Raw genomic sequence first — 12,884 nt, forward strand, 5'->3', positions numbered from 1 at the left:
GCTTTAGCTGCGCCGATAAATCTACAAATGTAGGCGTTTTGGGAGCAATTGCCGAATGGCTGAATCGGGATCAACTTATCCAGAGCGGGAGGTGCAGATGTCTAGCACCAACATAGGGACAAAAGTATCAACTACCTGACCCCCGCTTATCTTCACCAGAGGCGGGGGTTATTTTTTGAGGAGTAAATTAACTTATGGAAGCTCAACCACCTTTTCAGCAACCACACATATTACAAAACTCAGTGGTGGTGTTCTCCAAAAACTACCTACCACTGGCACGGATTAACATCAAACGCGCTGTTGTGCTGTTAGTCACGGGTCAGGCAGAGTCGTTGGATTTCAGCAGCACAAAGCAGTGGGAAGTCCGTTCACCCAGCGTTGTACTACAAGTACCATCACATATCCGCTTAACTGTTGGCAATCCCGAACGGCATTGGAAAGTACCTCCTGTCAACCGTCGTGAAGTTTTGAGGCGAGACAACCACACCTGCCAATACTGCGGTAGTACCAAGCATTTAACGCTCTTACATGTAATACCCCGCTCAAAAGGTGGACAGCATACTTGGGACAACGTTGTAACAGCGTGCGAAAAATGCAACTCAACCAAGAGCGATCGCCTGCCACATGAAGCGGGAATGGTACTGAAAACCAAGCCTAAAGCCCCGATTCACCCAGCAGTGGCATTTGCCGAACAGTTTTGGAATGTACAACGCCTGAGTGAATCTGAGTAATTGACTTCAAACTCAATCAGAGAGGGTAATACCGCGATTAAATAACACTGCCCTCTCACTTCTCAAAAAATTTTGTAGTACGCCCTTGACACATTTATACTACATTATGTAGTATAAATGTAGTAAAGCAAAAGAGCCTCCCAAAAAGGCACAGAGCTAACACTATCAGAACCATGAAAACTGAATAATTGCCACCCAATGTGGGGGTGTAGCTTAGTCCGGTTTAAAGCAGTCGCCTGTCGAGCGAAAGATCGTGAGTACCTGCGGAAGCCGCTCCGCGTCTACAAATCTCATCATCCCCGTGTAGCCTTGTGGACAAATAGACAAGTCGCTGTGCCTCTCAAGCATGGAGAAGCGGGTGCAACTCCCGTCAAGGCTTCCAAATGTAGGGATGGTGTAACGGCAACATCACAGTCTCCAAAACTGTTGTTCTAGGTTCAAATCCTAGTCCTTGCGTTCTACTGCGTGTCCTAACACGGGAAGCTTACAAACTGGTTAATCGGTCTATAAAACCGAAGTAGGTTCGACTCCTACAGCCTCCGCCAAACCTGGAGGCTGAAAAAAACAGCTTCTCAAACTTGCACGTGGTAGAAATCTCACTCTTGGTGCTGTAGGCAAATTGGTAAAGCCACAGGTCTTTCAATCCTGGGTTTGCGGGTACTCTACCCTTCGGGAACGCCTAACGGCGAACGAGAAGCCGCTGAGTCGCAAAGCGACACGCTGCGCGAACGCGTCTACAATTCCTGTCGGCACTGCCTCATGGGTCGGCTCACCTATTGGTGTAGGTAACGGTCTGTAAAACCGCCGCGTTCAGTATTGCTGGTTCAATTCCAGCCCGACCCATCATGGAGAGATTGCTATTGGCAGGGCAAGCTGTTTGCTAAACAGTCGTGGATGCAAGTTCATTGTGGGTACCCTTCGGGAAGGCTTCGCCTACAACTCCCTCTCTCTCCGCCTTTGAGAACGTGGTGTAACTGGATAACACATCAGTCTACGAAACTGAAGATTGAGAGTTCAAGTCTCTCCATTCTCGCCTTATCCCCCGGTAGCTCAGTTTTGGTAGAGAGCGCTGGTCTGAAAAATCAGAGGTCGTCGGTTCGATTCCGACCTGGGGGACTGGCACATTGCCCCATAGCTCAATGGCAGAGCACGCGGCTGTTAACCGCGATGTTGCAAGTTCGACTCTTGCTGGGGCAGCCATTCATTGCCGAGTGGACGACTTGGAAAGTCACCGTGACTCTGAATCATGGAGAAGTTGGTACCCTACCCTTCGGGAACCCTCTTCGAGGGAACGGGAAGCCACTTCGTGTCTACGACCCCAACCTCGGCAACCAATTATTGGGAAGTAGGCGACGTTGGTAAAGCCACCTGATTTTGGCTCAGGATCTCGCGGGTTCGATTCCTGCCTTCCCAGCCTATGTATGCTCCTGTAGCCCAATTGGAAGAGGCGGCTGTCTCAAAAACAGTCTATTTTGTACGGGTTCGACTCCCGTCAGGAGTACCAGATATCGGGATGTAATTCAGTGGTCTAGAAGCCGTGATTTGGGGTCACGGAGTCGTAGGTTTAAATCCTACCATCCCGACCATTTGCTTCTGTTTTTGTACTAACTTGGGTCGTTGGCAGAGCGGGTATGCAGCCGCCTTTTAAGCGGACTTATCCAGGTTCAACCCCTGGGCGACCCACCTTGGGCTGTTAGCTCAGTTGGCAGAGCAGCTGCCTCTTAAGCAGAAGTGCGTAGGTTCAACCCCTACACAGCCCACCAAATCAAACCCCTGTGACGCAATTGGCAGACGTAGCCCGCTTAAACCGGGTTTGTTGCAGGTACTCTTCGAGAAGCCGCTTTGCGTCTACGACTCCTGTCAGGGGTATTTGGTAACATCGCGGGGATGGAGCAACGGTGGCTCGTCAGGCTCATAACCTGAACATCGGCAGGTTCAACTCCTGCCCCCGTCACCAAAATTAGTGCTGGTGTAGCTCAATGTGGCAGAGCAACTGACTTGTAATCAGCTTTGTTGCGGGTACTGCTTCGCAGAAGCAAGCTACAACTCCTGTCACCAGCTTCGATGCGGGTGTGATGTAGTGGCTAGCATCTGAGTGCGCCACACGAGCGCGCATGGGTTCAAATCCCATCACTCGCTCTCGTAGCCCTGTAGCTCAATGGTGGAGCAACTGTCCTACAAACAGAGGGTTGCAGGTTCAATCCCTGCCGGGGCTACCAATTTATGGGAGTGTCGCCTAATGGACAAGGCAACCGTCTTCTAAACGGTTTTATGTAGGTACCTGCGGAAGCCGCTACCGCGTCTACAAATCCTACCACTCCGACCATTTGCCCTTGTGACGAAACTGGCAAACGTGCTGGTCTTAGAAACCAGATTTTGTGGGTTCAAATCCCACCAAGGGTATTAAAAATTGGGTCGTTAGCTCAATGGCTAGAGTTCCCGCCTTTTAAGCGGAGTGATCAGAGTTCGAGTCTCTGGCGACCCACCAAATATGGGCGTTTGGCAGAACGGTTATGCTCCTGACTCTTAATCAGGCGCTCCACAGGTACCCTGCGGGAAGCCACTTCCTGTCTACAACTCCTGCTCACCAAATTATGCCCCTGTAACCCAATTGGAAGAGGTGCCAAACTTAAAATTTGGAAGTTGCTGGTTCAAATCCAGTCAGGGGTATCGCGGAGATAGAGCTATGGTGCGCTATGAGGTTTTTCAAGGGGTAGGATTAGTAATCCATTATCAAATTCCCAATGATGGTTAGGGCATAAGCCTACAAGATTAGACAATGCATTTATTTCAGAGATTAAGGCATCTTGAGGAAAGCTACTAACAGGTTCAATATGGCAAACTTCAATGTGCTTGTCATATCCACAAATCTGACAGGAGGCTTGAGGGTATTTTTGGTGAAACAGCTTAGAGGCACTCCTTTGAACTTTGCTTCTAGCAGCCTGCCAAGAAGCACTCTTAGAAAAAACCTCTGCCTTGGTTCTCTGTAGAAAATCAGGCTTTCTTTGGTTTCCAATAGCAATCTTTCCTTTAGCCTTTTTCAGGCAGGCATCGCAATACTTTCGTCTAATGTAGCCCCCTCCCTTGTAGGGTTTGAGGTGAACGATTGTGTTGCATCCTAAGCAGTTGATCTGCCTTCCTAGTTTGGGTTTCGGGTGCTTTATATTTGTGTATCTTGTTGAGCAGGATTTGTTACAAAATCTTCTTTTAGCAAAATCACGAGTTTTTTCTTCTTCACGTCTTATTAAAGGAATCGAACAAAATTCACAAAGCCTTTGAGACACAAAAACAACCCTAAACCTCTGGCAACACTATAGCTCAATCTCACGTACCGGGTTCAAATCCCGGCTCCGCTACCAAATGCTGGTGTAGCTCAATGTGGCAGAGCAACTGACTTGTAATCAGCTTTGTTGTGGGTACTGCTTTGCAGAAGCAAGCTACAACTCCTGTCACCAGCTTGACTAATGCGATCGTGGTGTAACGGCAGCATCAGAGTCTTCCTCTCCTCACGGTACGAGTTCGAGTCTCGTCGATCGCTCTTTTAGCCCTGTAACTCAGTTGGTAGAGTGCCTCTTTTACAAAGAGGAAGTAGCGGGTTCAATTCCTGCCAGGGCTACCAATTTATGGGAGTGTCGCCTAATGGATGGGCATCGATCTTCTAAATCGATTTGTAGGGGTTCAAGTCCCTTCACTCCTGCTATTTGGGGTCATAGCTCAACTGGCTAGAGCGTCCGCCTTGCAAGCGGGAGGTTAGGGGTTCAAATCCCCTTGATTCCACTTTTGGTGTTTGAAGCCAAAGCGGTCGCGGCGCCCCTTTGTGGAACCAGTCATAACGGGTACCGCTTCGCGGAAGCAAGCTACAAGTCCCGTCAGACACCCCTCATGGAAGATGCTGCTCAAGGGAGGGCAACTAGTCTTGAAAACTAGAGCAGGGTCACACCTGGGGGTTCAATTCCTCCATCTTCCGTTTTCCACTCTTTTGCCGACTCCGCCACGGCGATGTGCTGATAACACAGATACAGGAGGGGCAGTACCTCCCTGGTGGATTAGCTTTTCCGTTGGTTTAATACCAACTAAGATTTTCCAAAAAACCGCTTTTCTCAATAAAAGCATTTCCACCAATAACGTTATTGGCAAAGAATTTATCTTCAAAACAACATAAATGGGATGCTATCAAGTCATCTCATAAAAAAACTGATACTATTGCTGCTAAATAGTGAAAGTTAATCGTGATGAAAGCGCAGTAGTACATTTAGCACGCATCGTCTAAAAATTATGATTATTGGGTTAACGAACCAAAAAGGGGGAGCAGGCAAAACCACTGTATCTGGGCATTTGGCATATTGGTTAAGCCAACGCGGAACAGTGATGGTTGGGGATGCAGATGCACAAGCTAGCAGTACCAATTGGATGAAAGACCTGCAACTGCCGTGTAAAACAATGATAGACCCGGATGATTTATTTGATGAACTTCCAGCACTAGCAGAACAATATGATGCTGTAGTTGTAGACGGTCCAGGTAGCCTGAGTGAGACAACCAAGGCAATCTTATCTAGATGTGACTTGGCTTTAGTACCCTGTAAACCAGCAGGTCTAGATATGCACAGTACATCCAAGATGTTACGTATCCTATGACAAGCAAGAGAATTACGTTCGGGAATGCCTCATGTAGGTTTGTTTTTAAATCAGGCCAAAAAAGGGACTGTCCTGCTCAAAGATGCCCAAAGAGCATTATCACAGAAAAATACAGGGTTTCCTCTACTAAAAACGATGGTGTATGACCTCCAAGTAATTGCCGATGCACCAGGGCAAGGCACGACAGTTTGAGGATTAGGGGGAGCAACAGCCAAACGTGCAGCCAAGGACTTTGAGGAACTTTTTACTGAAGCCTTGGGGGTAGCCAATGGCAAAGGATAGACGACTGGTAGAAGATTTCATCTTTAGGGACGAGGAGGCAAATAAAAAGCCGACTACTATGCCTCTAAGTTTGATTGTGTTGCCCAAAGAGGAACTGCGCTACTACATTGACCCAGAAGAAGTAGAAAAAATAGTTGCTAGTGCCAGAAAAAACGGCATACTCGAATCGCTTTTGGTTCGTCCTATCCCTGGTAGTAAGCAACATGAAGTAGTAGCAGGGGCAAAACGCTACAGAGCAGCACAGATTCTTGAACTTGCATCCGTCCCTGTAGTCGTCCGCGAACTTAATGACGAAGATGCCCTAGAAATTGCCCTCATAGAAAACTTTGCTCGTTCAGCACTCACTGACCTTGAAGAAACAGATGGAGTTGTAAGGCTTTTAGCTGTCAAGCTCAAAATTTCACCCCAAGAAGTACCACCACTGCTGCATCACATCCAAAACCAACTTCGGGGTAGACTCGCCACCAATAACGTTATTGGCAATGATGTAATTGCTGTAGTGCAATCTTGTTTAACCTCACTCGGCAACATCAAACTAGATTCATTTATCAGTAATCGTCTGCCCTTACTCAATTTACCCAGCGACATTTTAGAGGTGTTGCGCCAGGGGAAATTGGAGACAAGTAAAGCCAAAGCGATCGCACGAGTTGGTGATGAGGAAACTAGAAAAGAACTGCTAGAGAATGCCATAGCCTACAATCTCTCACTCAATGAAATCAAACGCAAAATTAAAGAAATTGAGCAGCAATTTTTCCCAGAAACCTCATCAATAAAAGACCAAGTTGATGATACTTTACGCCGCTTCAAACAATCTAAAGTGTGGGATGACCCCAAGAAAAAAGCCAAGGTAGAGAAGCTGTTGGCACAGTTAGAAGCATTGATGAAAGATGACAAGACCAATTGATGAAACACCAACCAATATTGTGGTACTTAAGTACATTTTATCGCTAGTGAGCGAAGCTGGTACTGTTCAAAGTTCAACTAATCATGCCATCAATATGTCCTCTTTTAGCCTGAGTTCTCAACAATGGGAAAACCGCGTCCTACTAGTGTTTGCACCATCTGTTGAAAATCGTGACTACCAGCAGCAGATGCAGTTATTGCAAGAGTATAAAACTGGTTTTGCAGACCGGGATTTAGTTCAAGTTCAAGTTTTAACTCAAGGTAACAGCTATGCCAACGAACAGCAAATAGATGAGTCTTCTACTACCAAGTTGCGCGATCGCTTTAATGTAGGTAAAGACGATTTTCATGTCTTTTTGATAGGTAAAGACGGTGGCGTTAAGCGCCATGACACTATACCAGTCCAGGCAACAACAATTTTTGCTGAGATTGATGCTATGCCCATGCGACAGCAAGAAATACGAGAGCAAGGTAGTAAGTAATTAGAATTGCACAGATAGCTTTATTTACTGAGTATCTACTGAGAATCAAGTGATTTTCTGGTGTTGGAAACTCCCCTTTCCGTTTAGGAACTATATTCAAAAATAAATTTTATTCAAAGTTCCTATGACCAGAATTGTTCAAGAATTTCTCGATTTAAGTAACTTTCAACGTGCTTGGGAAAAGGTAGCAGAAAATCGAGGTTGTGCAGGTGTAGATGGGGAAACTATTGATAGTTTTGCCAGTAATCAGACGCTGAATATTTATCAGTTGCGAGATGCTGTTGCTAATGGCATTTATCAACCTCGTCCTTGCAAGCAAGTAATAATTCCTAAAAAAAAAAATGGCAGTCAGCGAGAATTAAAAATACCCACAGTCCGGGACAGAATTGTTCAGCAAGCGTTATTGAATGTGCTTTACCCTGTAATTGAGCAGAAATTTTCCCCGGCTAGTTTTGCTTATCGTCCCAATCTTTCCTATTTAAATGCTGTTGAGAAAGTCGCCGATTGGCGAGATAGTGGTTACTGTTGGGTTTTAGATGCTGATGTCGTTAAATTTTTTGATAATATCGATCATCAAAGGTTATTAAAAGAAGTTAGATTACACGTCGATCATCCAGGAATTTTATGTTTGATTAAATCTTGGATTTCTGTTGGGATATTAACAGAATCAGGAGTAGTATTACCAAAAAAAGGTATCCCACAAGGAGCCGTTATTTCGCCGATGCTGGCTAACATTTATCTGGATGAATTTGACCGGGTGATATCTTCATCAGATTTAAAGTTGGTGCGCTACGCTGATGATTTTTTAATTTTATCCCAGACTCAAGAGCGAATTTTATCAGCTTACTCAGAAGTCTCTAATCTTCTTGATTCTATGGGATTGATGATGCATACTGAGAAAACCCAAATTACTAATTTTGAGCGGGGGTTTCGGTTTTTAGGTCATGGCTTTTTAGAGAATGCCATATTTCCTGTAAATGTTAAAGATGAAAAGCTGAAATCTGGAATAGAAAAGCTAGAAAAAAATAAAGGTAAAAAAAAGTCTCAAGCTTGGGTCAGAGGAAAAAAAAGAGGAAGTTGCGACGTTAGATGACCAGATACAAGATATCGCGTCTCTACATCAACCCTATCTGAAAACAACAGAAATAGAATCATCATCTTCATTAAATGAAGATGAGACAACACATGAGCAAAAAAATCTTTGGAATCAAGAAATGGCAGCTATATATTTAATTGAACAAGGGACAAATATCTATAAAGACTATCAACGTTTTATTATTCATGTCTCAGAAAAGCCCAAACTTGAAATCCTGATTCGGGAAGTACAGCAAATTCTCGTATTTGGTAATATTCAACTATCTACTCCTGTACTTCAAGTCTGCTTACAAGAACAAATTCCAGTATTATTTCTCAGCCAAAACGGTAGATATCATGGTCATTTGTGGAGTGAAGAATCTACTCATTTGGATAATCAGGTAATCCAAATTGAAAGACGTAATGATGATTATTTTCAATTTAGTGTATCTAAAGCTGTTGTTTTGGGTAAGTTAATGAATTCCAAGCAGTTGTTAATGCGATTTAATCGAAAACGCAAATTAGAAGATGTGGAAAAGGCTATTTATGGCATTAATCAAGATATTGATGCCTTGGAATATGTAGATGAGTTGGATGCATTGCGTGGTTATGAAGGGATTGCTGCTGCTAGATATTTTCCAGCTTTTGGGAAGTTGATTACTAATTCTGCTTTTAGTTTCTCCCAGAGATTTCGTCAACCTCCTATTGATGAGGTGAATTCTTTATTGAGTTTTGGTTATACACTTTTGTTTAATAATGTGTTGAGTTTTATTATTGCGGAAGGACTTTCTCCATATATAGGTAATTTTCATTATGGTGAGAGGCAAAAGGCATATTTAGCTTTCGATTTGATGGAGGAATTTCGATCTCCTATTGTTGATAGTTTGGTTTTAAATATTATTAACCATTCTTTAGTTAAACCGAAAGATTTTGATGTGGTTGCTAGTACGGGAGGGGTGTATTTAAGCCAATCTGCGCGAAAAGTTTTTTTGAAACAATTTGAAAATCGGATGAATGAAGAAGTTTCTCATCCAGATTTAATATCTCAAGTGACATACAGACATGCGATTCAGTTACAGGTGAGAAGATATAAACGTTGTTTGTTATCTGGAGTTCCCTATGAATCTTTTTTAAGGGCAGGTTAAAGATTTTTGGATTTTGGGTTTCTGGGTTTGGTGGAATTATCAATCCATAAGCCAAGGATTCACAATCCTTGGCTTACAGAAAAAATCCTTTTAAGATGAGGGCGTTGTTAAACAAAATATGAATTTACAATTCACAGATGTGTAGAGACGTAGCAATGCTACGTCTCTATAATAATTTTAGGTAACGCATAATTAAATTCGGTCGATATTTATAATATATTTGGACATCCTAACATACTTATGATTTAAGTTAACCCTTATATCTTGTCAGTAAAAAAGCTTATATTCTCGTGAAGTATTAATTCTTACTCCTTTCATATGTTAGTGCTTGTTGTATATGATATTCCTGATGATAAAAGGCGGACTAAGTTATCCAATTTTCTAGAGGGTTACGGGCGAAGAGTACAGTTTTCTGTGTTTGAATGTTTTTTAAGTTTGGAGGAAATGCGGCAACTTTTTGAGAAATCAAAAAAACTTGTCATACCATCCCAGGACAATGTGAGATTTTATTGGATTTCGGAAGAAGCTGTTTCCAGAGTGTTAACTATTGGTGGTCAAGAACCAGCAGCACCACCAAAGTATTATGTTATCTAGGTTTTAGGATAATTAGGTAGGTTTTGGAACATGGTCATCGACACCACTCACCAAATCCCCAAAACCCTATATTTTTCGTTGAGTGGTGTCGATTGCTTACTAGGTAAGGGTTTAAGATATGTGTTTTGTTCGATTTTTGGGAGGATGTACTATACTTTTAGCAGTGGTGTCGATTTGGCGGCTGAAACCCTTACTGGGTAAGGGCTGCTAGACGAACTCCCCACCGATTGGGTTAATTCGGATTAGTTGGAAACGAGAGACCGCGTTCTCGCCGAAGCGAAAGTAGTCCCCACCGATTGGGTTAATTCGGATTAGTTGGAAACGTTACGTGCTCACCGAATTCGAATTTCTGGTTTCGCATTCCCCACCGATTGGGTTAATTCGGATTAGTTGGAAACCTGCGCTGGCGCGCGGACGTCTGTTCGTATCACCCCCACCGATTGGGTTAATTCGGATTAGTTGGAAACTGCACGATAATTGTTGGCCGCGATTGCGCCTTCGACCCCACCGATTGGGTTAATTCGGATTAGTTGGAAACAATGATTGGAACAGCATTCTGTTGGGCAATACTTGGTCCCCACCGATTGGGTTAATTCGGATTAGTTGGAAACTTGCCGTGGCAGAGATTCTGCAACTCGGCTTGCCCGACGCCCCACCGATTGGGTTAATTCGGATTAGTTGGAAACAAGTGCAGAGCCAGGGTTATCGATGGAAGCGCGAGCCCCCACCGATTGGGTTAATTCGGATTAGTTGGAAACGCGGCGATTAAACCCAGGCAACTGCAGAATCCTACCCCACCGATTGGGTTAATTCGGATTAGTTGGAAACACTTACCCACAACCAACAGAGAACCGCCGATGATGCCCCACCGATTGGGTTAATTCGGATTAGTTGGAAACTTCGTCAGGAGCGGAGCCGATATAGTCTGATTGATCGGCCCCACCGATTGGGTTAATTCGGATTAGTTGGAAACCCTCGCGATATCCTCCCACGGGTAGATTGACAATGTACAGGGCCCCCACCGATTGGGTTAATTCGGATTAGTTGGAAACTTAACATCTCCTCAATGTTTTTGATTCGTAGCTTCCCCACCGATTGGGTTAATTCGGATTAGTTGGAAACGTCTACATTTCTGTTCACCTCTATCTTTATTGCCTGCCCCACCGATTGGGTTAATTCGGATTAGTTGGAAACATTTGAAACAAAGACTTCATCCATTTCACCGAGACGACCCCACCGATTGGGTTAATTCGGATTAGTTGGAAACCCTATAATTTGCTGTTGAGTATTTGCAACTCTGGTCCCCACCGATTGGGTTAATTCGGATTAGTTGGAAACGTTTGAGGATTTATACGTGCCGGAATAACAAATGACTCCCCACCGATTGGGTTAATTCGGATTAGTTGGAAACACTACGTAATTCCCCTTGTCGTTGATGGCTACAGTTCCCCACCGATTGGGTTAATTCGGATTAGTTGGAAACCCTCGTTGCCGCTATCTGCAATCTGGAACTCCCCCACCGATTGGGTTAATTCGGATTAGTTGGAAACATTGCCAAAAAGTTAACGTTAGATGGCAGCAAAATGACGTCCCCACCGATTGGGTTAATTCGGATTAGTTGGAAACGCGAGAACGTTTGAACCATTATTACCTGAAGCGTTTTCCCCACCGATTGGGTTAATTCGGATTAGTTGGAAACGCTAAGCTAGTGGGACAGCTGGCATACTTTGTAATCCCCACCGATTGGGTTAATTCGGATTAGTTGGAAACAATAGCGTCTTTCGCTTGAGCGGGCTTTACAGGTACCCCACCGATTGGGTTAATTCGGATTAGTTGGAAACGAACAGGGTTAGGCAACAGGATTTGGTTGATGTTCCCCACCGATTGGGTTAATTCGGATTAGTTGGAAACTCAATGGTAAGTCCTACTTTGGCTGCCTGTGCAGACAACCCCACCGATTGGGTTAATTCGGATTAGTTGGAAACTATATCTTGGGTATGGTCAACGCCTGAATAGTTCTGCCCCCACCGATTGGGTTAATTCGGATTAGTTGGAAACCCCGGATGAGGTCTATAGTAAACAGGTGGTCAGGCTCCCCACCGATTGGGTTAATTCGGATTAGTTGGAAACGCTAAAGAATCCCGAAATGCATCAAAGCGCTGCTGTGCCCCACCGATTGGGTTAATTCGGATTAGTTGGAAACCACGATCCAATGGCATCACCACAGTGTTCATGTGACCCCACCGATTGGGTTAATTCGGATTAGTTGGAAACTTTAGCCCACTCATCATCGCCTGAACCCTGACCCGACCCCACCGATTGGGTTAATTCGGATTAGTTGGAAACTATATCCTGTTGGGCATGATGCCGAATCAGGAAATACCCCACCGATTGGGTTAATTCGGATTAGTTGGAAACCGCTTAGTTTGCTCGCGCACAGGCACATCGCTGTACCCCCCACCGATTGGGTTAATTCGGATTAGTTGGAAACACCGACATACCCCTTCCTACCTACTTAAAACATAATACCCCACCGATTGGGTTAATTCGGATTAGTTGGAAACGAGCATATCCCGGTCATTACCCGAGTCGCCTGCTACCCCACCGATTGGGTTAATTCGGATTAGTTGGAAACCCACAGCAACAAGTGTCTCGATGTCTCAGAGCCTAAACCCCACCGATTGGGTTAATTCGGATTAGTTGGAAACCCTAGCGTGTCTTGCCCTATTCCATCTAGGCCCCACCGATTGGGTTAATTCGGATTAGTTGGAAACAACAGTATCGTTTAGCTGCCATCCGCATTTTTTAGAGACCCCACCGATTGGGTTAATTCGGATTAGTTGGAAACGTTGCAGTTTGAGCCAAGGCAGATGGAGCAAATGGACCCCACCGATTGGGTTAATTCGGATTAGTTGGAAACACGTTGCATCAACGTGTGTTGCTGAACTACCCCCCACCGATTGGGTTAATTCGGATTAGTTGGAAACCAGTGCATTCCAGTTTTTTCCGCCGCCAGCGTAATCCCCACCGATTGGGTT

Annotated in this window: 9 protein-coding genes, 29 tRNA genes and 1 CRISPR repeat array (1 of these 39 only partly in view); of the genes, 37 read left to right on the top strand and 1 reads right to left on the bottom strand. The window is 44.5% G+C overall.

Translation table 11 applies throughout. From position 1 onward, the window contains the following. Window positions 1-194 precede the first annotated feature (194 nt). From RS893_RS24590 to RS893_RS24705, 24 genes are all read left to right on the top strand, one after another. Window positions 195-731, top strand: a complete 537-nt coding sequence (locus RS893_RS24590) for an HNH endonuclease (protein ID WP_315788289.1) — start codon at window positions 195-197, stop codon at window positions 729-731. Between the two features lie 202 nt (window positions 732-933). Continuing rightward, window positions 934-1,033 (top strand) — tRNA-Asp (locus RS893_RS24595). A gap of 3 nt (window positions 1,034-1,036) precedes the next feature. Further along, a tRNA-Glu gene (locus RS893_RS24600) sits at window positions 1,037-1,113 on the top strand. 3 nt (window positions 1,114-1,116) lie between these two features. Next, a tRNA-Trp gene (locus RS893_RS24605) sits at window positions 1,117-1,187 on the top strand. Between the two features lie 22 nt (window positions 1,188-1,209). Then, window positions 1,210-1,276 (top strand) — tRNA-Ser (locus RS893_RS24610). A 59-nt stretch (window positions 1,277-1,335) separates the two neighbouring features. Further along, window positions 1,336-1,486: transfer RNA gene (locus RS893_RS24615), tRNA-Glu, on the top strand. A gap of 6 nt (window positions 1,487-1,492) precedes the next feature. Continuing rightward, window positions 1,493-1,574: transfer RNA gene (locus RS893_RS24620), tRNA-Tyr, on the top strand. A gap of 4 nt (window positions 1,575-1,578) precedes the next feature. Beyond that, a tRNA-Ser gene (locus tag RS893_RS24625) sits at window positions 1,579-1,685 on the top strand. 5 nt (window positions 1,686-1,690) lie between these two features. Next, a tRNA-Arg gene (locus RS893_RS24630) sits at window positions 1,691-1,764 on the top strand. A 6-nt stretch (window positions 1,765-1,770) separates the two neighbouring features. Continuing rightward, window positions 1,771-1,847, top strand: a tRNA-Phe gene (locus RS893_RS24635). Between the two features lie 9 nt (window positions 1,848-1,856). Then, window positions 1,857-1,931 (top strand) — tRNA-Asn (locus tag RS893_RS24640). Window positions 1,932-2,070: 139 nt separating this feature from the next. Continuing rightward, window positions 2,071-2,145 (top strand) — tRNA-Gln (locus tag RS893_RS24645). 9 nt (window positions 2,146-2,154) lie between these two features. Then, window positions 2,155-2,235 (top strand) — tRNA-Leu (locus RS893_RS24650). Between the two features lie 5 nt (window positions 2,236-2,240). Further along, window positions 2,241-2,317, top strand: a tRNA-Pro gene (locus RS893_RS24655). A 25-nt stretch (window positions 2,318-2,342) separates the two neighbouring features. Continuing rightward, window positions 2,343-2,414 (top strand) — tRNA-Lys (locus RS893_RS24660). Between the two features lie 4 nt (window positions 2,415-2,418). After that, window positions 2,419-2,494 (top strand) — tRNA-Lys (locus RS893_RS24665). A 117-nt stretch (window positions 2,495-2,611) separates the two neighbouring features. Beyond that, window positions 2,612-2,688: transfer RNA gene (locus RS893_RS24670), tRNA-Met, on the top strand. An 8-nt stretch (window positions 2,689-2,696) separates the two neighbouring features. After that, window positions 2,697-2,792, top strand: a tRNA-Thr gene (locus tag RS893_RS24675). Window positions 2,793-2,797: 5 nt separating this feature from the next. After that, window positions 2,798-2,870, top strand: a tRNA-Val gene (locus RS893_RS24680). 5 nt (window positions 2,871-2,875) lie between these two features. Further along, window positions 2,876-2,950 (top strand) — tRNA-Val (locus RS893_RS24685). A gap of 6 nt (window positions 2,951-2,956) precedes the next feature. Beyond that, window positions 2,957-3,057: transfer RNA gene (locus RS893_RS24690), tRNA-Arg, on the top strand. A 3-nt stretch (window positions 3,058-3,060) separates the two neighbouring features. Beyond that, window positions 3,061-3,134 (top strand) — tRNA-Leu (locus RS893_RS24695). 9 nt (window positions 3,135-3,143) lie between these two features. Continuing rightward, a tRNA-Lys gene (locus RS893_RS24700) sits at window positions 3,144-3,219 on the top strand. 108 nt (window positions 3,220-3,327) lie between these two features. Beyond that, a tRNA-Leu gene (locus tag RS893_RS24705) sits at window positions 3,328-3,401 on the top strand. Between the two features lie 14 nt (window positions 3,402-3,415). Here RS893_RS24705 and RS893_RS24710 read toward each other — a convergent pair. Next, window positions 3,416-4,015, bottom strand: coding sequence for an HNH endonuclease signature motif containing protein (locus RS893_RS24710; protein ID WP_315788290.1), 600 nt, complete (start codon window positions 4,013-4,015; stop codon window positions 3,416-3,418). A gap of 78 nt (window positions 4,016-4,093) precedes the next feature. Here RS893_RS24710 and RS893_RS24715 point away from each other — a divergent pair. The 13 genes from RS893_RS24715 (at window position 4,094) to cas2 (ending at window position 9,846) form a co-directional block, all read left to right on the top strand. Next, window positions 4,094-4,189 (top strand) — tRNA-Thr (locus tag RS893_RS24715). Window positions 4,190-4,197: 8 nt separating this feature from the next. Further along, a tRNA-Lys gene (locus tag RS893_RS24720) sits at window positions 4,198-4,269 on the top strand. A 5-nt stretch (window positions 4,270-4,274) separates the two neighbouring features. Next, window positions 4,275-4,350, top strand: a tRNA-Val gene (locus RS893_RS24725). 6 nt (window positions 4,351-4,356) lie between these two features. After that, window positions 4,357-4,428: transfer RNA gene (locus RS893_RS24730), tRNA-Arg, on the top strand. Between the two features lie 6 nt (window positions 4,429-4,434). Beyond that, window positions 4,435-4,508 (top strand) — tRNA-Ala (locus tag RS893_RS24735). A 107-nt stretch (window positions 4,509-4,615) separates the two neighbouring features. Beyond that, window positions 4,616-4,698: transfer RNA gene (locus RS893_RS24740), tRNA-Ser, on the top strand. Window positions 4,699-5,006: 308 nt separating this feature from the next. After that, window positions 5,007-5,366: a ParA family protein gene (locus RS893_RS24745; protein WP_315788291.1), complete on the top strand. Its 360-nt coding sequence runs from the start codon at window positions 5,007-5,009 to the stop codon at window positions 5,364-5,366. 24 nt (window positions 5,367-5,390) lie between these two features. Beyond that, complete coding sequence (locus tag RS893_RS24750; protein WP_315788292.1) at window positions 5,391-5,558, top strand: hypothetical protein; 168 nt, start codon at window positions 5,391-5,393, stop codon at window positions 5,556-5,558. 76 nt (window positions 5,559-5,634) lie between these two features. Continuing rightward, complete coding sequence (locus RS893_RS24755; protein ID WP_315788293.1) at window positions 5,635-6,552, top strand: ParB/RepB/Spo0J family partition protein; 918 nt, start codon at window positions 5,635-5,637, stop codon at window positions 6,550-6,552. Beyond that, the gene (locus RS893_RS24760) at window positions 6,536-7,033 is read left to right on the top strand and encodes a DUF4174 domain-containing protein (protein WP_315788294.1); all 498 of its coding nucleotides are present in this window, start codon (window positions 6,536-6,538) and stop codon (window positions 7,031-7,033) included. Before RS893_RS24755 ends, RS893_RS24760 begins: the two co-directional genes overlap by 17 nt. Before the next feature lie 124 nt (window positions 7,034-7,157). After that, window positions 7,158-8,126, top strand: a complete 969-nt coding sequence (locus tag RS893_RS24765) for a reverse transcriptase domain-containing protein (protein WP_315788295.1) — start codon at window positions 7,158-7,160, stop codon at window positions 8,124-8,126. Between the two features lie 121 nt (window positions 8,127-8,247). After that, complete coding sequence (gene cas1 / locus RS893_RS24770) at window positions 8,248-9,252, top strand: CRISPR-associated endonuclease Cas1 (RefSeq protein ID WP_315788296.1); 1,005 nt, start codon at window positions 8,248-8,250, stop codon at window positions 9,250-9,252. Between the two features lie 318 nt (window positions 9,253-9,570). After that, window positions 9,571-9,846, top strand: coding sequence for a CRISPR-associated endonuclease Cas2 (gene cas2 / locus RS893_RS24775; RefSeq protein ID WP_315788297.1), 276 nt, complete (start codon window positions 9,571-9,573; stop codon window positions 9,844-9,846). 218 nt (window positions 9,847-10,064) lie between these two features. Further along, window positions 10,065-12,884: direct repeats of the CRISPR family, unit length 36 nt; unit sequence CCCCACCGATTGGGTTAATTCGGATTAGTTGGAAAC; it runs 1,318 nt beyond the window's last position.

Source organism: Fischerella sp. JS2 (assembly GCF_032393985.1).
Classification (GTDB): Bacteria; Cyanobacteriota; Cyanobacteriia; order Cyanobacteriales; family Nostocaceae; genus Fischerella.